Here is an 18744-nt window from a genome sequence, read left to right on the forward strand (position 1 = left end):
GCGCCATGCCGCCTCGCTCATCGACCCATTTCGTCCTCATCCCCAGCTACAACCCCGGCCCCGGCGTGCTCGACACGGTGCGCGCCGCGCGGGCGCAATGGGCGCCGGTGTGGGTGGTGGTCGACGGCAGCACCGACGGCACGGCCGGCCAGCTCCAGGCGCTGGCCGCCGGCGACGACGACCTGACGGTCATCGTCCTGCCCGAAAACCGCGGCAAGGGGTCGGCGGTGCTCGAAGGCATCTCGCAGGCCGCGGCGCAGGGCTACACGCATGCGCTGACCATGGATTCCGACGGCCAGCACCCGGCCGACCTGATCCCAGCCTTCATGGCCGCTTCGCAGGCCGCGCCGGCGAAGATGGTGCTCGGCAAGCCGGTTTTCGGCCCCGAGGCACCGGCCCTGCGCGTTAACGGCCGCAAGGTGTCGAACGGCTGGGCCAACCTGGAAACGCTGTGGATGGGCATTGGCGACTCGCTGTACGGTTTCCGCGTCTATCCCGTCGCGCCGCTGATCAAGATCATGCGCGCCAACCGTTTCATGCGCCGCTTCGATTTCGACCCCGAGGCCGTGGTCCGGCTCTGCTGGGCCGGCGTTCGCCCGCTCAACCTCGATGCCCCGGTACGCTACCTGTCGGCCGAGGAAGGCGGCGTCTCGCACTTCAAATACCTGCGCGACAATACCCTGCTCACCTGGATGCATACCCGCCTGTTCATCGGCTTCGTGCTCCGCCTGCCGATGCTGCTGGCGCGCTATGTAATGGCCTGACGCAATGGAAGCCTTGCGCCAGTTCGCTACCCGTTACCTGATCGCCGATGCCGTGCCGCTGTCGGCGCGCGAGCGCTGGATCAGCGCGCTGGCCGGCTGCCTGGGCATCCTGCTCATCCAGGGCATCCTCACCGTCCTGCCGGCCGGGGAGCACGTCAGTTATCTGCTGGCTCCGCTCGGCGCCAGCACGGTGATCCTGTTCGCCCTGCCGCACAGCCCGCTGGCCCAGCCGTGGTCGCTGGCTGGCGGCCTGCTCCTGTCGGCGCTGATCGGCTACGGCATGGGCCTGTGGGTGCAGCCGGCCTGGCTCGCCATCGGGCTTGCCCTCGGCCTGTCGATCTGGCTGACCGCCCTGCTCCGCTGCATGCATCCGCCGGGCGGCGCCATGGCCGTGGTGTTCGCCATCGCCGCCCAGCAACACACCGTGTCGCTGTTCACCGCCCTGCTCAATACCGTGGCCGCGCTGATCGCCGTGCTGGCCATCAACAACCTGATGCCCGGCCGGCGCTATCCGCAGTGCGTGCCGGTCCGCCCGCCGACGGCCAGGCCGCCGCGGCGCAGCATCCGGCACGAAGACCTGCAGCACGCGCTGGAAAAGCTCGACACCTATCTCGATGTCAGCGAGGACGACCTGGTCACCATCTACGACCTGGCCACGGCGCACGCGCATCGCCGCCACGAGCGGCGCACCTGCGGCGAGGTGATGTCCTCCCCGGCGCTGTCCGCGACCTTTGCCACCGAACTGAACGCAGCCTGGGCGCTGATGCAGGAACACCACCTGCACGGCCTGCCGGTGGTGGACCCGGCCGGTCGCGTGATCGGCGTCCTGACGCTGGAGAACTACCTGCGCCATGTCGTTCCCGACAACGGCCAGAGCATCGGCGACAACATCCGCCGGCTGCTGCGGCCGACGCCGAGCGCCTATTCCGACAAGCCGGAAGTGGTCGGCCAGATCATGAGCCAGCGCTTCGCCACGGCATCGGTTTCGACGCCGCTCGGCGACATGCTGGCCCTGCTGTCGGCCCAGGATCACCCGGTCATCGTGCCGGTGGTCGACGCCGAGCGGCGCCTGGCCGGCGTATTAACCCAGACCGATCTGCTGGCGGCGATCTACCATCGTCAGGCGGCAGCGGCTGCCCGTCATTGAAGCGCGCATGAACACCACCGAAATCTTCCTGATCGCGATGACGATCATCTTCACCGTGCCCTACCTGATCTGGCGGCTCGGCAGGACCGACTACTACGCGCCGCTGGTCGTCGTCCAGATCATCACCGGCATCCTGCTCGGGCCGGGCATACTCGGCAAGCTGTTCCCCGACTACTACGCCTTCGTCTTCAACCCGGCGGTGATCCAGTCGCTGAACGGCATCGCCTGGTGGGCGGTGATGCTGTTCGTGATGATCGCCGGCGTCGAGCTCGACCTCAAGAAGGCCTGGGCGCATCGCCGGGAAAGCGGCATCACCGCCGGCCTGGCGCTCGGCGTGCCCCTGCTCTTCGGCTGCGCGGCGGCGGTGCTGATGCTCGGCTTCGACGGCTGGATGGGGCCCAGGGCGCTGACCTGGCAATTCGTCGTCGGCGTCGGCATGGCCTGTGCGGTGACCGCCCTGCCCATCCTGATCCTGCTCATGGAAAAACTGGACGTGCTGCGCCAGCCCATCGGCCAGCGCATCCTGCGCTACGCCAGCCTGGACGACATCGCCATCTGGGGCGTGCTGGCGCTGATCCTGATGGACTGGGAACGCATCGGCCGCCAGGGCGCCTTCCTGCTCGGCTTCGGGGTCGCCGCCTGGCTTTTCCACAAGCTGATGCTCCGCCTGGCCGAGCGCGACCGCTGGTTCGTCGCGCTGATCTGGCTGGCCGTCGTATCCTTCGGCGCCGACTGGGCCGGCCTGCATTTCATGGTCGGCGCCTTCCTGGCCGGGGCGAGCATGGAAGCCGCGTGGTTCGACCAGGAAAAGATGGACCTGCTGCGCCACCACGTGCTGCTCGTCATCATGCCGGTGTTTTTCCTGTCCACCGGCCTGCGCACCAACTGGAACGTCGGCGGCGCCGCCGTCTTCATCGCCGCCGCCCTGCTCCTGTTCGCCTCGATTGCCGGCAAGCTGATCGGCGTGCGCCTCGCCGGCCGCGTCCTCAACTGGGCGCCGGGCGAAGCCAGCATCATCGGCTGGCTGCTGCAGACCAAGGCGCTGATCATGATCATCTTCGCCAACATCCTGCTCGACAAGCAGATCATCACCAGCGAAACCTTCACCGCCCTGCTGCTGATGGCCGTCGCCAGCACCATGCTGACCGTGCCGCGGGTGGCGCCGCAGCTGGCCCGCATGAAATCGCTGATACAGCGTTCCGCCTGAGGAGACCACCATGGCCTACGTCCCGACCTATTCCGAGCTGGCGCCGTCGCACGAGGAAATCGAAGCCCGCAGCGGCCCGGCGCTGCTCGAATTCGGCGCCGACTGGTGCGGCCACTGCCAGGGCGCGCAGCCGGCCATTGCGGCGGCGCTGGCCGCCTGCCCCACGCTGCCGCACATCAAGATCGAGGACGGCCCGGGCCGGCGCCTCGGGCGCAGCTATCGGGTCAAGCTGTGGCCGACGCTGGTCTTCCTGCGCGACGGCCAGGAGGTCGAACGCCTGGTCCGGCCGACCGCCGAGGCCGATGTCGCGGCCGCTCTCGGGCGGCTGCTGGCCGGCTGAGGGTCAGGCCGGCTGGCGCCGTTTCTGCCAGGCGTCGAGTTCCGAACGTTCGATCCAGGTTTCCAGCCGGTTGATGTTGCCCGGCAGCTGCTGGCCTTCCCACTGCTCGGTTGCCCAGCGTTTGACGTTGGCGTGCAGGTCGCCATGCTCGATGGCGTGGGCCAGTTCGACTTCCAGGGCATGCGGATCGCCGGCTGCGCAGCCCAGCGCCAGCGCCGCATCCTGCAGGCTCAGCATGGATTTCTCGCTCATGATCGTCTCCCGTGGCTGTGATGAACTGCCAATGTAGCAGATAGGCCGCCGGCCTTGCCCCGGTTGCAGCGGAAACGCCGGCGCTTCAGTAATAGCGGCGGGCGTTGTTCTCGGCTTCCATCCGGCGCAGGGTCGCCTTGTCCTGGGCCAGGCGGCGTTCGGCGTCGGACTGGCGCTGCTGGTCCTCGCGCAACTTGCGCTGCTCCTCGCGCTGCTTTTCGTACTGCGCCGCCGCTTCCTGGCGCTGCAGGTCGCGGGAGATCTGCCGGCCGTATTCCTGGTCGCGCTCCCGTTCGTAGCGCGCGCGCCGCTCTTCCTGCTCGCGCTGGTTCTCGGCCTGGCGGGCCGCATAGCTCTCGCGGGCCAGCCGCTCCCGTTCGCGCTGCGCCTCGATTTCGGCCAGCCGCACTTCGGCGGCGGCCTTTTCCCGCTCAAGAGCCGCCTGCTGCGCCAGGTTGGCTTGATACCGGGTATAGCCGAATCCGCAGGCGCCAATCAGCGCGAGCAGCACCAGAAGCCTGGCATAGGAACGCGGTTCGCCTTCCTGGCCCCGCTCGGCGGTGGCGCGGGCCGCCAGCTTTTCGTCGTAGGCCGCCCGTCGTTCGGGGTTGGAAAGCGTCGAATAGGCTTCGCGGAGCGCGATCAGCTGATTGGTGGCGTCCTCGTCGTCGCTGCTGCCCTGCAATTCGGCAAATTTGGCGTGCAGGCGGCGGTAGCTGACGGCGATGCTTTCCGGACTGGCGGTGGCGCTCACTTCGAGCAGATCGTAAAGGCTTTTCTGCATGGTCATGGTCAACGGCTACGACGCGGGGTGTCGGCGGGGCTGGCCGGGCCGGGCACGATTTGCACGCCGCCCGGAACGGAACGATCGTAGCGGGCCTTCCATTCCAGTTCGTTCAATTGCGCGCTGTTGCGGACATGGGTGGATTCCGCCTGGCGCTGCTGGCTGCGGTCGACCTTGTCGTGCTGCTGGTCGACGCGGCTGGCATTGGCCGCGCACGGCGCGTCGGAGATCAGGGTCTTGCCGTTCTGCGTGCATTTATAGGTTTCGGCGATGGCGCTGCCCGAACAGGCGACCAGCAAGGCCGATCCCACCAGCCATTTTCCGGCATTCATTTTCTGCGTTTCCCATGGAGTGACCGGCGCATTCTAGGGATTGCGTAATTCCGTGTAAATAAGGCGGCGGCTCAGATCATCCCGCCATTGATCGAAATCACCTGCCCGGAGATGTAGGCGGCGGCGTCCGAGGCGAGGAAGGCGACGAGATCGGCGACCTCTTCCGGCTTGCCGGCGCGTTTCATCGGCACCAGCTGCTTGATGGTGTCGGCGTCGAAGGCGCCCTCAATCATGTCGGTAGCGATGATGCCGGGGGCCACGGCATTGACCGTGATGCCGCGGCTGGCCAGCTCCAGCGCCAGCGACTTGCTGGCCGCGTGCAGCGCGCCCTTGGCCGCCGAGTAATTGACCTGGCCGCGATTGCCGGTGATGCCGGCAACCGACGAAATGGTGACGATGCGGCCCCAGCGCGTGCGGATCATCGGCATGCTCAGCGGCTGGGTGACGTTGTAGAAGCCGTTCAGCGACACGGCGAGAACCGAGTCCCACTGCTCGCCGGACATGCCGGGGAAGACCGCATCGGCGTGGATGCCGGCGTTGTTGACCAGGATCTGGATGGCGCCGGCGGCAAGCAGCTGCTCCAGCGCGGCGGCCGTGGCGGCGCGGTCGGTGACGTCGAAGGCGACGGCCTCGGCGCTGCCGCCGGCTTCCCGGATGGCGGCGGCGACGGCGGCGGCCTTGTCCTGGCTGCGGTTGGCGTGGACGATGACGTGGTGGCCGTCGGCGGCCAATCGTCGGCAGATGGCGGCGCCGATGCCGCCGCTGCCGCCGGTGACGAGGGCGCGTTTCATGGCTGTTCCTTGTTCAGGCTGCTGGCGTCGAGGACCACGGCGGCGCGGCCTTCGAGCAGGCAACGGTCGGCGTGGCTGACGGAAAACTGGTAGAGGATGTTGTTGGTGTCGCCGGACAGGCGCTCGGCGCGGACGATCAGTTCGCCCGCCATGTCGTCGAGGCGGGCGGCGTGCAGCGTCACGCCGCGCACGCTGGTCAGGTAGCCCTGGCGCGGCTGGCCGTCATTGCCGGCGAGCAGCGCGCCGTGGATGGCCATGGCCTGCGCCGCGTATTCGATGCCGTTGGCGGCGCCGAGGCGGCCGGCGGCGCGCAGCGGGTTGGCCGGGTCGGCATGGCTGGTCGCCGTGCAGGCGATGGCATCGGCCGACCATTCGGTCACCGCATCGAGCAGGCACATGTCGCCCTGGTGCGGGATGTGGGCGGCGATCCAGGCGCGGTCTAGCACGGCTCGACGGCGACGCTCAGTTGCATCGGCGGCAGGTAGTCGAGGCAGATTTCCTCGCCCTCGCCCTCGCCCAAGGCCAGCTTGCGCAGCAGCGGCAGGGCGCGCAGGGCCGGGATGGCGGTGCGCAGGGTTTCCAGCGCGCCATCGGCCAGGGTTTCGGCGGTGGCCGTGCCCGGGGCGACGGCGATCCGGGCCAGCGAGCGTTCCGTGCGTTCCGGCGTCAGCAGCAGCCCGACCCCGGCCACATCGGGCACCGGGCGCTTGGCGAACAGCGGTTCCGGGTATTCGCTGTCGTAGGCGATGAGCAGCGTCGGCTGGCGGTCGAGGACGACCTGGCCGAGGGCGTCGATCAGGCCGGCGCCGAAGCTGGCGTCGTAGGCGCAAAGGACCTGGCAGGGGGCCATGGCGCCGGTGGCGATGCCCCAGTAACCGGCGGCGGCGTTATGCACGGAGTTGTGGAAGCGGGTCGGCGAAATCTGGCGGTCCTCGCCGGCCAGCTGTTCGCACAGGGCGTGGCAGTTGTGGCCGTCGGCGCCGGACGCGGAAAACACGGTGGCCAGCCGGGCGACATCGGCCCCGGCATGGGCGGCGGCTTCGAGGCCGATGGCCAGCGTCAGCTTGACGACGCGGCTGGCCCGGCGCCGTTCGGCCGGCGGCAGGATGGCCGGGGCGGGCAGCACCGACGGCGCATGTTCGTAAGCCTGCTCGCCGCGCAGCACGGCGCGGGCGGTCGGCCAGTCGGGCAGGCCGGGGGCCAGGAAGCCGATGCCTTCGATCCAGGCGGATAGCTGGCGGTTGGGTTTGCTCATGGCGCGACTCCGAGGATCAGGCTGCAGTTGCTGCCGCCGAAGCCGAATGAATTGGTCAGCGCATGGCGCACGCTGCCGGCCTTGCCCTGGTGCAGGTAGGCGATGGGAATGGCCGGATCGAGGTGTTGCGTACCCGGGCTGCCGGGCAGGAAGCCATCGGTCAGCGCCAATGCGCAGATCACCGCCTCGACGGCGCCGGCAGCGCCCAGCGTGTGGCCGGTGGCGCCCTTGGTCGAACTGCACGGGACAGTCTGGCCGAAGAGCGCTGCCACGGCCTTGCCCTCGGCGGCATCGTTGGCCGGCGTCGAGGTGCCGTGCAGGTTGATGTAGTCGATGTCGGCAGTGCCCAGCCCGGCCGAGCGCAGCGCGGCTTCCATGGCCAGCTTGGCGCCCAGCCCTTCCGGGTGCGGCGAGGACATGTGGTAGGCATCGCTCGATTCGCCGGTGCCGAGCAGCAGCACGGACCCGGTGGCCGGCGCCTTCGCACGTTCGAGCAGCGCGAAGGCGGCGCCCTCGCCGATGGAGATGCCGTTGCGTTCGGCATCGTAGGGCCGGCAGGGCTGGGCGGAGGTCAGTTGCAGCGAGGCGAAGCCGTACAGCGTGGTCAGGCACAGCGTATCGACGCCGCCGACGATGGCCGCGTCGATGGTGCCGAGTTCGAGCTGGCGGGCGGCGGCGGCGAAGACTTTGGCGCTCGACGAACAGGCCGTCGAAATGGCCATCGCCATGCCTTCCAGCGCGAAGTAGTCGCGGGTGAATTCGGCCAGCGAAAAGGAGTTATGCGTCGTGCGGTAGTGGAAATCGTCGGGCAGCGCGCCGGTTTGCGGGTCGCGGCGGCGGTAGGCCAGCTCGGTCTGCAGGATGCCGGCGGTGCTGGTGCCGAGGAAGACGCCGACCCGCGTCCTGCCGTAGCGGGCGATGGCGTCCCGGACACGCTCGGCGAAGCCGTCGGTCTCCAGGCCCATGCGGGTCAGGCGGTTGTTGCGGCAGTCGTAGGCGGCCTGCGCGGCGGGCAGCTTTTCGTCATCGACGCCCGGCACTTCGCCGAGCCAGGTGTCGAGGCGCACCGTTTCGAAGGCACAGGGGGCCAGCCCGCTGCGGCCCGCGCGCAAGGCCGAGCGCGTGGCGTCCAGGCCACGCCCGAGACAGGTCGTGGCGGTGTAGGCGGAAAGTAGCAGCGGAGTCACGGTTTCGCAGTCCGTATCGGCAAAAGCCGATTTTAGCAGAGGCCCCCGAAAAGCCCCCGTTTGTCATCCGGATGACAATGCGCTGCGCGGTTTGCGACCTAGACTGCGGGGTCCATAAAAACGACTCGAGGAGACAACATGTTGGCAACCCTGAAGCAATGGCTGGCGCTGGCCGCCCTGGCGCTGCTCGCGCTGGGCACCCAGGCGCAGAGCGGGCCGATCCGCCTCGGCCAGTCGCTGCCCCTGAGCGGCCCGCTGGCCGAACTGGGCAGCGAGTACCGCGACGGCATGCTCGCCTATTTCAACGCCCTGAACGCCAAGGGCGGCATCAACGGCCGCCGGGTCGAGCTGCTCACCCTCGACGACGGCTATGTCGTCGAGCGCAGCGTCGAGAATGCCAAGAAACTCATCGACCAGGAAGACGTGCTCGCCTTCCTCGGCATGTTCGGCTCGGCCAACTACGGCGCCCTGCTGCCGCTGATCAACGAGCGCGCCATCCCCTCGCTGGCGCCCTACACCGGCTCCGACGAACTGCGCGCCCAGAAATCGCCGACCACCTTCTGGCTGCGCGCCAGCTACGGCGATGAAACCGAGAAGATCATCGACCAGCTGACCACGCTGGGCATCAACAAGATCGCTGTCTTCTACCAGGACGACGCCTTCGGCAAATCCGGCCTGGCCGGCGTCGAAAAAGCCCTCGCCAAGCGCAACCTGAAAATGGTCGCCGTCGGCGCCTTCGACAAGACCCGGAACGACGTGCGCGATGCGGTCAAGGCCATCGGCGCCGCCGACCCGCAAGGCGTCGTCATGATCAGCACCTATAAGCCGACCGCCGCCTTCGTCCGCGAAATGCGCCAGGCCGGCAAGCAATCGCAGTTCTTCGCCCTGTCGGTCGTCGGCTACAAGGCGCTGCAGGCCGAAATGGGCCCGTCGGCAGCCGGCATCGCCATCGCCCAGGTCGTCCCCTACCCGTGGAGCGGCGTCACCGCCATCGTGCGCGAATTCCAGGCCCTGCCCGCCGAATTCGTCCCGAAGAGCGGCCCCACCTACACCGTCCTCGAAGGCTACATCGCCGCCAGGGTCATGACCGAGGGCCTGCGCCGCGCCGGCCCGCAGCCCACCCGCGACAAACTGCTCGCCGCCCTCGCCGGCCTGCAGAAATACGATACCGGCAACTTCATTGTCGACTACAGCAAGAACCGCCTCGGCTCGCACTTCGTCGAAGTCACCATCGTCGGCAGTTCCGGGCGGCTGATGCGCTGAGCGACTGGTCCTCTCGCCGCGCATGGCCCGCTGGGGATGACGGGCGGGTTGTTTGTTGCTCATGTCATGCGGCGGCGGTAAGCTGGCGGGCATGGTTCATAAGCCAAGCCCCTATCTTCCAGACGGAATCGTGCAGTTCCATGCCGCGCCCGTTGCCTCCACCGAGGCGGCTGCCGCACTCCAGCGCTCGGCCACGATACAGCGCCTGAAACCCGGCAAGCCCGGAACCCGGCGGCTGCTTCAGCGTTACGGAGCAGACCTCCGTTCGTTATCGCATCGACCGCAGTACCGGCAAACGCTTTACCACCGTGGAGCTACTCGTCGAAGAGCGGGCCGGGCCTCCGGCAGCCATGGTGTGGGTGCGGGTTGGCTACGGCGAAACGGTAGTCCGCCGGCAGATCAAGGAAGCCGGCGGCGTCTGGGATGCCGAGCGCAAACTGTGGCGCGTCTCCGGACACATCGCCCACGCCCTGAAGCTGCAAAAACGCATCGTCAAGGATGCCCAATAGTGGCAATTACGGCCTGTCCATTATTGGAAACGAATATCCATGTTTGGCAACAAATGGCTGGATATGGGTATGTGCAAGTGCCGTCTACTTCTAGTTGGGCATCCTAGATACGCCATGCTACAGATCCAGCTTTCCGAGCTCACAAAGATTCCGCAGATCGATCACACCAACCTCGGAGGACGAGGGCTGGCTTCATTGACTTTCTTCGTTGATGGTGAGTGGCATCTTTGGGTCCCAACCAACGCCGGACTGATTCGCATGAAGGGCTGGCCCGCGGAAGGGTTCTATTTTGCTGCCCAGCCAGAATCCGAAAAAGATGGATACCTGCATTTCCTAGACTTCATCGCTCAAATTGGGAACTCTCAAGGTGTCTCGCGACCGATGCAAGGGTTAATGGAAGACTTCTTCAACTTAAGCGGGTGCCTGAAGAAGTTCGACCTACTCTTCGAATACTCTCAAAAAGATCGATCGGGGGTTTCTCGGCTAGTAATTACAGAGCTTGAGTACCTGTTCATGGTGTGCAAAAGCATATTTGACCTCCTACAAGAGGTAGTAGCGGCTCAGTGGCAGAACATCAAGCTTCTTGACGAGACTAAGCGTAAGCGGCAACTACCGGAGACTTTCGCCGCCGTTGCCCTAGAAGCAAACCGACTGAGAACCGAGGACGAATTGGTCGCTCGCTTCCTCATTCCGAAAGAACTCGCAGCCTTCTATGTGAGGTGTGGAGCGTTCTTCCAGATACTGCGCACGTTCCGAGATAAATTCGTTCATGGAGGAAATTCGCCGGACTTGGTATTCGTTACAGAAAGAGGATTTGCTGTGCAAGCCTCAACCAAACCGTTTTCGCTCTTTAACATCTGGAATGAAGAGCATCGCCTTCCAAACGATCTTTGCTCACTTCGTCCCGCGATTGCATATCTCGTGAATGAGACACTCAAGGCTTGCGAGGACTACGCATCAACAATTCAAACCGTTATTAAGTTCCCACCACCGGTTTGTCCTGGCCTAACCTTCTTCATGCGCGGCTACTTCAACGAGCAACTGCTCATGAATGACAAAGTGCTGCGCGAGTGCCTGTGGTGGGAAGATGCCCAACCAATCATTCCACCGGACCTGTCGCGGCAAGCCGCGCCAGTCCTGTGAATTCAAACGTTAGGCATCTTATGTACCGTCTCCTCACTGTCGAAGAAATACGTTCGGGGTTGCGTAATCGTTTTGCCGAAGACGCTCTTAAGTACCCAGATCACTTTGCGAGTCTAATTCCTGAGGCGTCGTCCGAGGCCCAGGCAACCAATATCTCTGACCGTCTAGCAGAGTTCCTCGGTTCGGCTCTGCCGCCATCCTTTGTCGCTGGAATGTGCGAATGGAATCTAGGGTGCCTCGAACTAGCCGGCATTAATTTCGGGCGCACTGGAGATTTCGTCGCGCGAGTTAAACAGTGCAATAAGCCAGCTCCCGGCACTCAATGGTGGGAAGACCAAGAATTGGATGACCGCCCGCCGGGCTTGCTAATGATCGGGCAAGGCGATCCACACGTTGTTTTGTTAGAGCAATCAACCGGCCGAATACTTGCTTACGTAGCCGATGAAGGTTCGGCATCGTGCGCTCTTGTTGCGCCCAACCTTTCCATGTTTCTTCGCGGGCTCGGTTCGGTTTCATTGCACCCACACCAGCAGGGGCGAGATACTGAAAATCTCACAAATGACCTAGTCACCCAAATCGGAACTAACGTCAATAGGGCATTCTGGTATGAACTTGCGATCATTCACGCAGATGCCTAACAGGTCGGTGAAAGCCGCTCCCTACGGTCGCTGGACGCTGCGCGATAAAGCACCGCGCAGCGCCCTTTACCTTCAACGCTAGCGTTAACAAAATGGTACGCGTGCTCTATTTTTTTATGGGGTCTGCCTTGATTTTGGCAGTTATCTCGGAGTCATATTCGCTAGCAATTGGCGCGCTAGGCCTCGGAGCCACTTACTACCTCTTCCGTGGTTCTCGTTGGATCAAGAATGAAGGAACACTATTCCCAGAAATCGCACTCCCGGCATGGGAGCACAACGATTTCGAGATTATTGATGAATCAGAGGACGAACTTATCATTCGCGGAAGCGTGCAAGCCCTTGTCGTAAATCGGCGGACCAGAACGATCTCTAACCTGAAAAGAGTTCTTTGCTCTTTTGATCGAATAAAGTGCATTCGTATCCACTACTCTGGTGCAAACAGTGATGGATACAAGCCCAGTTACTTCGTTTCACTTTCGCTTGGCGTTTTCTCGTCCATCTGCCTAGGAGAGTCCACTGACGCAAGCAACGCATCTACTGCAGCAGCCAAGCTGAGCACATGGACCAGCAAGAATGTGGTTGCTCAAACACGTTAACAATCCGCTCCAGCCGACCGTCAAAAAGCTGCGCTTTTGCCGTCCGGTGATTTAGCACGTTAGCCATTTTTTCTCGGAGTCCCGTCGCTATGCGTATCGCGCACTTGTCAAAAGCTCTTGTCGCTATAGCGGCTCTCGCGGTTTATGGCGCTGCTTATAGCAGCAACGCATGTCAAGCCTCTATATGTTCATCCGAAGAAGAATGCAGGAATAAGGCTCAATGGGAAATTGAGGGAACGGTATTCGATCTAATTCGAGACAAGCCTGGTAAAGGCTGTATGGGAGCCCCACTACCTGAACTGCAATGTGGGCAAACCGATCCTCACCCCCTCTACTTTCTTGAGGGGGTCGAAATCAAGAAAGGAAAATTCGATGTCAGCGCGAGTGGACGCACGGCCATTTCTAGAAACGGTATTTGTTTTTACCGATCACCTTCTGTATACGAGCCTCTTAAGCGCTCTGAGCGCTATCGATTTTTCGGAATCGGAGATTATGGATTCGTCTTTGTTTCTAAGCCATAGCCGTCAATGGCTAACACTCCAGTCAAATCGCACCCAGTAGGTGCTTGGACGTGCCGCAAGCGGGACGCCATTTATTTTGCACGTTAGGGGTTGCAATGGATCTCGACCAGTTGGCGACTGCTATTGCGCAAACATCCAACGGCCCGGCCGCGATGCAACTCTCAGCTCTTCTCTCTGACTGGAAGACCGACGGAACGAATGTGAAAGAACTAGAAGGTACCGTTGAGCGTTTCATTAGCAGTTTGGGTGCTTCACCCGCAGTTGAGCACGCGAAGGCTGCTGACCTCTGGACTCAATTTCGAGATGAAACAATTTCCCGAATTGGGGGTATGACCATGAACGAGAGGTTGTATTCCTTCAGCCTTTTTCCCCGCTGGGACGGCGCCACAACAGATGAAGAACGAAAGGCAATCTATGCCAAGTTGCTGGCCAACCCCTAACCCTGCGGTCAACACGGACCTTGCGCATAAAGCCGCACAAGGCCGGTTACCTCCACGTTGAACTTCACAATGAATCGCACCCTCAAGGTTATTGCGTGTGGCTCAGTTGTAATTGGCGCTGTTATCGCCGGCTACTGGCTCGGCATGGAGCGCGCCTCTGACGCATATGAAAAGCATTTTTTCTCGGAAGCTTTCACAAGGGAGATTCGTGAAGCCCATAACGACCTTGGCATGCTTGAGGCATTGGAGCAAAACAAGGCAGAGGTTGCTCTACAGGTGGGGCAGCATCGCTATTACAGCCGCTTACTTCTCGCATCCGATATTGTTCAAAAATCTGCTAGTCCCGCCTCGCAGCTACTATTGAAGTCTCAAGTTATTGAGGCACACAGGCATCAGCAAGCGCACCCTTATCGCTTCCCATCCGATGCCGACCAAAAGCAATGGGAAACCTTGGTTAAAGCATCCCAATGAAATTTAACACTCCGCTCAAAAACGCTTCTTTCGATCGCTCGGACGCACCGCAAGCGGAGCGCCTGGAAGCTGCGCCTGCAGACTTCTTCCACCGCCAACTTACGCTTTCCGCCATGAACAAAAAATCCCTCGCCATTGCCTTGTTTTCCCTCTTCGCCGCCCTGCCCGCCCTCGCCGGCCCGGATGCCGTCGCGCTGACCAGTTGCCTGAGCGACAGCACCAGCGGCAAGGATCGCAAGGATCTCGCCAAGTGGGTCTTCGCGGCTATGTCGACGCACCCGGAGATTCGCGAGTTTGCGGTGGTGACGGACAAGGTGCGCGACCAGACATCGAATACCGTGGGGGTGCTGGTTACCCGCCTGCTGAGCGAGGATTGCGCCAAGCAGACGCAGGCCGCGATCCGCAATGAAGGGCAGGTTGCCATGCAGACGGCGTTCCGGGCGCTGGGCGGGCTGGCGATGCAGGAGCTGATGTCCAACCCCGAGGTGACGGCCTCGTTCAGCATTTTCGAGAAGTACCTGGATCGCCGGAAGATCGAGGCGGCCGTGCCGGCCAGGTGAGGTGCTTGTTGCGAGCGGTGTAGCGCAGGTTTTTTTTCTGATGTCGTAGCTGGACGATCTGCCGGCCGGCTGAGCTGCACAGGAAAGCCTTTTGGAGAGCAGGAATGGCTGAATATGCGTTTGTGATAATCTCCGCTTCTTTCATCCATGCCATTGGTGTTTCTTGTGAAACGAGTCATTTGCTGTCTATTGCTTTGCTTGGGGCTGATTGCCCCGGCGGGTTTTGCCATTGCCGATCAGGCTGCTGACAAAGCGGCGCAGGAGGCGCAGATAAACGCGCTGATCAAGGAATCCGAAAACCGCTTTGTGTACGGGCCGGCCAGCATCGATCTGGGGCTTCAGGGCACGATGCGCCTGCAACGTGGCCAGGCCTTCATGCCGCCAGATATCGCCTTGAAGATATTCGCCGTGTCCGGCGTCAAGTCGGCACCGGATCTTGTCGGAATCGTCATTCCCGGCTTGCCGGGCGATGAAATGCCGACCGACAACTGGGGGATGGTGGCGGTATTCTTCCGGCCGATCGGCTTCGTCCGCGATGACGATGCCAACAACTGGGAGCACGGGAAGTTGCTGGATGCTCAGCGTAAGGGCATCGAGGAACGCAACGCGGTAGCGCGCGAAAAAGGCTTGCCGGAAAAGGAACTGAACGGCTGGGTGGAGGCACCGCGCTACGATTATGCCGGCCACCGTTTGCTGTGGGCGACGTCGAGTCAGGAAAGGGGCAAGCCGGAAACGGCGTTCGCCTTGTATGGAGCCGCCGCGCTCGGTCGCGAGGGGGTGATGATCTTCGCCTTTGGCACCGAGGCGGCAAAGCTGAATGAACGCAAGGGGTTGGCCAACGAGTTGCTGACGGGCATCCAGTTCAAGGAAGGCAAGCGCTATCAGGATTACGCGGAGGGCACCGACAAGGTTGCCGAAATTGGCCTGGCCGCTCTGGTCGGCGGCGTCGCCGCGAAAAAGCTTGGCTTGTTCGCTATGCTCGCTGTTTTTCTGGTCAAGTGGGGGAAAGTCATTGCTGTCGCCGTGGGCGGGCTGGCCTTCTTCAAACTGAGGAAAAAGAAAGCCGATTCGGCGAGTAACTGATGAAATCCCTGATGCTCCTGCTGACGCTGCTCAAGTCGGGCAAGCTGCTGACGACGGCAGGCTCGATGTTCGTGTCGCTGGGGGTCTATGCGCTAGCCTATGGTTGGAAATTTGCGGCCGGCTTCATCGCCCTGCTTTTCGCACATGAAATGGGCCATTTCGTGGCCGCCCGCCAGCGCGGAATGAAGGTCGGAGCACCGACCTTCATTCCCTTCGTCGGAGCCTGGATCGAAATGAAGGAGATGCCGCATGACGCGGAAGTCGAAGCCTATGTCGGCTTCGGCGGCCCCCTTGTTGGTACGCTGGCTGCCCTGTTCTGCTATTTTCTGGGACGCCATGCCGATAGCACCTTGCTGCTGGCCATTGCCTATGTTGGATTTTTTCTGAACCTGTTCAACCTGATCCCGATATCGCCGCTGGATGGCGGACGAATAACGGCCGTGCTTTCACCGCGCATCTGGCTGGCCGGGATTCCCGTGCTGCTCGCCTGGTTCTACTGGCGCCCGAGTCCGATGCTGATCCTGGTGGCCATCGTGGCTCTGCCGCAGGTGGTCAAAGCTTTGCGCTACAGCGCAGCTTCGGACGAGGCGGCGTACTACGCGGTGGGTGCCGAGCACAAGCTGGTCTACACCGTCTACTACCTTGGGTTGACCGGCTTTGTGGCAATGATGACGTTTGAACTGCACCAGCTTCTCGGGCGTGCCTGAGCGTGCAGTAAGGTGCCGGGTGGATTTGGCTGGCTACCCGGGCTGGCCGGCACCGCGCGTCAGGCAGGTCTTGTAGCGGCCTTCGACCCGTTTGGCGAACCATTCGGTCGTCAGCTTGCGGGTGATCTTCGGGCTTTTCAGGTCGATCTGCGGCATGGCCTGGCGGGGCATGGGCTTGCCCTGCTTGTCGGCGAGTTCGAAGACGCGTGTGAACAGCGGGCTGCGGCTGAAGGCGGCGGTCTTTTCCATGAGCAGGTCGCGGCGGATTTGCGGGCGGCTCATGTCCAGCTTGTAGGCGATGCTCAGCGCGGCGTCCTCGACGCTGCTGGCGACATTGGCCGGCAGGCCGTTCTCGTAGCGCAGCAGGTCGCCGTCCGGGGCCAGCGGCTTGCCGCTGATGCGGGCGAGCGCCAGCTGGAAGGCGGCGTTGCGGCTGCTGTAGCGGCCGGCATTGAAGTCGGCGAAGCGATACACCACCTGGTCGTAGGGCACTTCGTAGTCGAGCAGGATGGCGCTGCCGAAATAGACGCCGCCGCGCCGGGTGAATACTTCGTCGCGCAGCTTTTTGGCCATCGGGTACGGGTAGCTGCGTTCCTTGACGTGCTGGCTGGCGAATTCGATGCTGACCTGCATCGGGCCGCCGGTGCGTACCGGGTTGTAGTCGGCGAAGAGCTGCCGGCCGAAGGGCAGTTCGCCGATCATGTCCTCGAACAGGGCGTTGAGCTGCTTTTCGGTTTTCAGGGCGTCGATGCGCTCGTTGTAGCTCTTGCCGTCCGGCGAGCTTTTGCTCAGCGCGGCGGTGACCAGCAGCGAAGGCACGCCGTAGCGCCCGGCCCGGGTTTCCAGCTCCTTGCGCACGATGCCGGGCAAGCCGGGGACGACCGGGTCGGCCTGGAAGGTGGATTCCTGCTCGATGACGGCCATGGCGGCGCAATAGGTCTGCGCGGCGTGTGGCACTTCCAGGGTCTTGAAGGCGGTGTGCAGGTCTTCGGCCCAGCCGGCCCTGTCCTTTACGTAGCCGGGCAGCAACTGGGCGATGCGCTTGCGGACTTCGGCGTCGCCGAGCGAGGTCGGCCAGGCGGTGGCGGTCTTGCCGTCGGCGCGGCGGGCCATGTCGGGCGGCAGCGCCGGGCCTTCGCCCTCGCCTTCGTCGAAGGTCGAGCAGCCGGCCAGGGCGGCGAGCAGCGCGACGAGCGGGAGGGCGAGGCGGCAGGCGGGAAGCATGGGGTGATGTCAGCCCGGAACGCGACAGACGAGCATGACGTTGGCGAAAGGTTTGCCTTCGTTCATCGGGTCGGTTTCGACGCTGAAGCCGAGGCTTTGCAGGAGCGCCACCCATTCGGCCAGCGGCCGGCAGTAGAGGCGCGGCAGGCGGTGGCCGCGCACGAAGGTGACGGCATGGTCGACCCAGTTGCAGATGTGGTACGGCAGGCCGGCCGAGGCGTCGCCGACGCGGGTGAGGAACAGGCCGCCGGGCGGCAGCGCGGCGCGGATGCGCTTCAGAACGTCCTTCTGGTGGGCGTGGTCGAAGTAATGCAGGGCGTCGAGGATGGTGATCACGTCGGCCTTGCCGAAATCGGCCCGGGTCATGTCGCCCTGCTCGATGCGGACGACCGGATGATCGGCGCCGAAGGCGCGGGCGGCGCGGTCGACGTCCTTCTGCATCAGTTCGATGCCGCGCAGCTGCAGCGCCTTGGGCGCGGCCGGCCAGTCCTTCGGCCAGTGGCCGGCGGCGTGGAGCTTCTGGGCGGCGAGCAGCCAGGCGAACAGGCTGCCCTGCCCGCAGCCGAGGTCGAGGTAGCGGCCTTCGGCGGGGAACAGGCCGCGCTTGAGGATTTCGCGGAAGATGCTGTCGGAGGAGAGCTTGCCGCGCGCGTAGCGGTAGGCGAAATGGCCGCCGCCGATGAAGGGGCGGCTGGCGTCGTCGAGCAGGGTTCTCAGGAAACGCTTGGTCATGTGGTGGCGTCGTTCAGCGTGACGGGGTTGAGTTGTTGGTCGCGCAGCGCGGCGAGCAGGCGCGGCAGGACGGCGAGGATGACGGGCTGGCCTTGCGGCGTGCGGGCGGCGTGGCCATCGTGCAGGAGCAGGATGTCGCCGGGAGCCAGGTCGCGGGCCAGGCGGGCGAAGACGGTATCCGGGTCGCCGCAGCGGGTGTCGTAGGGGCGGCGGGTCCAGGCGGCGAGCTTGATGTCGAGGCGGTGCAGCACCGGATCGAGGAAGGGGTTGCGCAGCCCGGCGGTGGCGCGGAAGTAGCGCGGCGTGCGGCCGGTGATCTCGGCCAGCGTGGCCTGCCCGGCGGCGATGTCGGCCATCATCCGGCCGGGGCCGAAGAAGGCGAAGACCTTGGAATGGCTGTCGCCGTGGTTTTCGACCTGGTGCCCGCGGGCGACGATTTCCCGGCACAGCGCCGGGTTCTCGCGGGCCCGCCAGCCGATGCAGAAGAAGGTGGCCTTGGCGCCGGCGGCATCGAGCAGGTCGAGCACCTGCGGCGTCACTTCCGGGTCGGGGCCGTCGTCGATGGTGATCGCCACCTCGCGATGGGCGATGGCGGCGGGCGGCAGGCGGGTGAGATTGGGGCCGAGCAGGGTCGAGCGCGGCAGCAGGCCGGCGGTGGTGATCACCGCATGATTGACGACCAGCGCACCCAGCGCCCACGGCCAGAGGGCCGGCGCCAGCAGGCAGCCGACGGCGGCGCCGGCATGGATGGCCAGCGTGGCGTGGATGGCGGGGGTGGGCTTCCAGGGTGTCGGCATG

General features: G+C 63.9%; 25 protein-coding genes. 15 read left to right on the top strand and 10 right to left on the bottom strand.

Translation table 11 applies throughout. The features are described from left to right. Nucleotides 1-5 precede the first annotated feature (5 nt). Genes Q0P59_RS07335 through Q0P59_RS07350 form a run of 4 tightly spaced genes read left to right on the top strand, consistent with a single transcriptional unit; the run spans nucleotide 6 to nucleotide 3458 of the window. Entirely contained in the window at nucleotides 6-764 is a 759-nt protein-coding gene (locus Q0P59_RS07335; RefSeq protein ID WP_295005119.1) for a glycosyltransferase family 2 protein, read from the top strand. Between the two features lie 4 nt (nucleotides 765-768). Next, a complete protein-coding gene (locus Q0P59_RS07340; RefSeq protein ID WP_295005120.1) occupies nucleotides 769-1911 on the top strand; it encodes an HPP family protein in 1143 nt (380 codons plus the stop codon). 7 nt (nucleotides 1912-1918) lie between these two features. Next, on the top strand, nucleotides 1919-3118 hold the full coding sequence (locus tag Q0P59_RS07345; RefSeq protein WP_295005122.1) for a cation:proton antiporter: 1200 nt from the start codon (nucleotides 1919-1921) through the stop codon (nucleotides 3116-3118). 10 nt (nucleotides 3119-3128) lie between these two features. Further along, nucleotides 3129-3458, top strand: a complete 330-nt coding sequence (locus Q0P59_RS07350; RefSeq protein ID WP_295005124.1) for a thioredoxin family protein — start codon at nucleotides 3129-3131, stop codon at nucleotides 3456-3458. 3 nt (nucleotides 3459-3461) lie between these two features. On the opposite strand, the gene Q0P59_RS07355 is transcribed toward Q0P59_RS07350, so the two are convergent. From Q0P59_RS07355 to Q0P59_RS07385, 7 genes are all read right to left on the bottom strand, one after another. Continuing rightward, entirely contained in the window at nucleotides 3462-3710 is a 249-nt protein-coding gene (locus Q0P59_RS07355; RefSeq protein ID WP_295005126.1) for a hypothetical protein, read from the bottom strand. An 85-nt stretch (nucleotides 3711-3795) separates the two neighbouring features. Next, on the bottom strand, nucleotides 3796-4500 hold the full coding sequence (locus Q0P59_RS07360; RefSeq protein ID WP_295005128.1) for a DnaJ domain-containing protein: 705 nt from the start codon (nucleotides 4498-4500) through the stop codon (nucleotides 3796-3798). A 2-nt stretch (nucleotides 4501-4502) separates the two neighbouring features. After that, nucleotides 4503-4826: a DUF4124 domain-containing protein gene (locus Q0P59_RS07365; protein ID WP_295005131.1), complete on the bottom strand. Its 324-nt coding sequence runs from the start codon at nucleotides 4824-4826 to the stop codon at nucleotides 4503-4505. A 71-nt stretch (nucleotides 4827-4897) separates the two neighbouring features. Beyond that, nucleotides 4898-5617 carry a 3-oxoacyl-ACP reductase FabG gene (gene fabG, locus Q0P59_RS07370; RefSeq protein ID WP_295005133.1) on the bottom strand — a complete coding sequence of 240 codons (720 nt, stop codon included), beginning with the start codon at nucleotides 5615-5617 and terminating at the stop codon, nucleotides 4898-4900. Beyond that, nucleotides 5614-6063, bottom strand: a complete 450-nt coding sequence (locus tag Q0P59_RS07375) for a hotdog family protein (protein ID WP_295005135.1) — start codon at nucleotides 6061-6063, stop codon at nucleotides 5614-5616. The genes fabG and Q0P59_RS07375 overlap by 4 nt, the downstream gene beginning before the upstream one ends. After that, on the bottom strand, nucleotides 6057-6872 hold the full coding sequence (locus tag Q0P59_RS07380; protein ID WP_295005137.1) for a beta-ketoacyl synthase chain length factor: 816 nt from the start codon (nucleotides 6870-6872) through the stop codon (nucleotides 6057-6059). The genes Q0P59_RS07375 and Q0P59_RS07380 overlap by 7 nt, the downstream gene beginning before the upstream one ends. Further along, nucleotides 6869-8059 carry a beta-ketoacyl-[acyl-carrier-protein] synthase family protein gene (locus tag Q0P59_RS07385; protein ID WP_295005138.1) on the bottom strand — a complete coding sequence of 397 codons (1191 nt, stop codon included), beginning with the start codon at nucleotides 8057-8059 and terminating at the stop codon, nucleotides 6869-6871. Before Q0P59_RS07385 ends, Q0P59_RS07380 begins: the two co-directional genes overlap by 4 nt. Before the next feature lie 138 nt (nucleotides 8060-8197). Here Q0P59_RS07385 and Q0P59_RS07390 point away from each other — a divergent pair, with 138 nt between their 5' ends. The 11 genes from Q0P59_RS07390 to Q0P59_RS07440 all read left to right on the top strand — a co-directional run bounded on the left by Q0P59_RS07390 (nucleotide 8198) and on the right by Q0P59_RS07440 (nucleotide 15990). After that, nucleotides 8198-9322, top strand: a complete 1125-nt coding sequence (locus tag Q0P59_RS07390) for an ABC transporter substrate-binding protein (protein WP_295005140.1) — start codon at nucleotides 8198-8200, stop codon at nucleotides 9320-9322. 308 nt (nucleotides 9323-9630) lie between these two features. Then, on the top strand, nucleotides 9631-9831 hold the full coding sequence (locus Q0P59_RS07395; RefSeq protein WP_295005142.1) for a hypothetical protein: 201 nt from the start codon (nucleotides 9631-9633) through the stop codon (nucleotides 9829-9831). Nucleotides 9832-9945: 114 nt separating this feature from the next. Then, nucleotides 9946-10974, top strand: coding sequence for a hypothetical protein (locus Q0P59_RS07400; RefSeq protein WP_295005144.1), 1029 nt, complete (start codon nucleotides 9946-9948; stop codon nucleotides 10972-10974). Between the two features lie 20 nt (nucleotides 10975-10994). Beyond that, the gene (locus Q0P59_RS07405; protein WP_295005146.1) at nucleotides 10995-11612 is read left to right on the top strand and encodes a hypothetical protein; all 618 of its coding nucleotides are present in this window, start codon (nucleotides 10995-10997) and stop codon (nucleotides 11610-11612) included. Nucleotides 11613-11704: 92 nt separating this feature from the next. Further along, complete coding sequence (locus Q0P59_RS07410) at nucleotides 11705-12208, top strand: hypothetical protein (RefSeq protein WP_295005148.1); 504 nt, start codon at nucleotides 11705-11707, stop codon at nucleotides 12206-12208. Nucleotides 12209-12297: 89 nt separating this feature from the next. Next, the gene (locus Q0P59_RS07415; RefSeq protein WP_295005150.1) at nucleotides 12298-12729 is read left to right on the top strand and encodes a hypothetical protein; all 432 of its coding nucleotides are present in this window, start codon (nucleotides 12298-12300) and stop codon (nucleotides 12727-12729) included. A gap of 95 nt (nucleotides 12730-12824) precedes the next feature. After that, nucleotides 12825-13169 carry a hypothetical protein gene (locus Q0P59_RS07420; protein WP_295005152.1) on the top strand — a complete coding sequence of 115 codons (345 nt, stop codon included), beginning with the start codon at nucleotides 12825-12827 and terminating at the stop codon, nucleotides 13167-13169. A 69-nt stretch (nucleotides 13170-13238) separates the two neighbouring features. Then, complete coding sequence (locus Q0P59_RS07425) at nucleotides 13239-13640, top strand: hypothetical protein (RefSeq protein WP_295005154.1); 402 nt, start codon at nucleotides 13239-13241, stop codon at nucleotides 13638-13640. Between the two features lie 113 nt (nucleotides 13641-13753). Beyond that, entirely contained in the window at nucleotides 13754-14200 is a 447-nt protein-coding gene (locus Q0P59_RS07430) for a hypothetical protein (RefSeq protein ID WP_295005156.1), read from the top strand. Between the two features lie 165 nt (nucleotides 14201-14365). Continuing rightward, nucleotides 14366-15283, top strand: coding sequence for a DUF2167 domain-containing protein (locus Q0P59_RS07435; protein ID WP_295005158.1), 918 nt, complete (start codon nucleotides 14366-14368; stop codon nucleotides 15281-15283). Next, a complete protein-coding gene (locus Q0P59_RS07440; protein ID WP_295005160.1) occupies nucleotides 15283-15990 on the top strand; it encodes a site-2 protease family protein in 708 nt (235 codons plus the stop codon). The genes Q0P59_RS07435 and Q0P59_RS07440 overlap by 1 nt, the downstream gene beginning before the upstream one ends. A gap of 33 nt (nucleotides 15991-16023) precedes the next feature. Here the strand turns inward: Q0P59_RS07440 and Q0P59_RS07445 are convergent, their stop codons facing one another. Genes Q0P59_RS07445 through Q0P59_RS07455 form a run of 3 tightly spaced genes read right to left on the bottom strand, consistent with a single transcriptional unit; the run spans nucleotide 16024 to nucleotide 18743 of the window. Next, on the bottom strand, nucleotides 16024-17214 hold the full coding sequence (locus Q0P59_RS07445; RefSeq protein WP_295005162.1) for a DUF1615 domain-containing protein: 1191 nt from the start codon (nucleotides 17212-17214) through the stop codon (nucleotides 16024-16026). A 9-nt stretch (nucleotides 17215-17223) separates the two neighbouring features. Further along, a complete protein-coding gene (locus tag Q0P59_RS07450; RefSeq protein ID WP_295005164.1) occupies nucleotides 17224-17946 on the bottom strand; it encodes a class I SAM-dependent methyltransferase in 723 nt (240 codons plus the stop codon). Further along, the gene (locus tag Q0P59_RS07455) at nucleotides 17943-18743 is read right to left on the bottom strand and encodes a polysaccharide deacetylase family protein (protein WP_295005166.1); all 801 of its coding nucleotides are present in this window, start codon (nucleotides 18741-18743) and stop codon (nucleotides 17943-17945) included. The genes Q0P59_RS07450 and Q0P59_RS07455 overlap by 4 nt, the downstream gene beginning before the upstream one ends. Nucleotide 18744: the final 1 nt, after the last annotated feature.

Origin of the sequence: uncultured Dechloromonas sp. (assembly GCF_945957265.1) — a bacterium.
GTDB lineage: Bacteria > Pseudomonadota > Gammaproteobacteria > Burkholderiales > Rhodocyclaceae > Azonexus.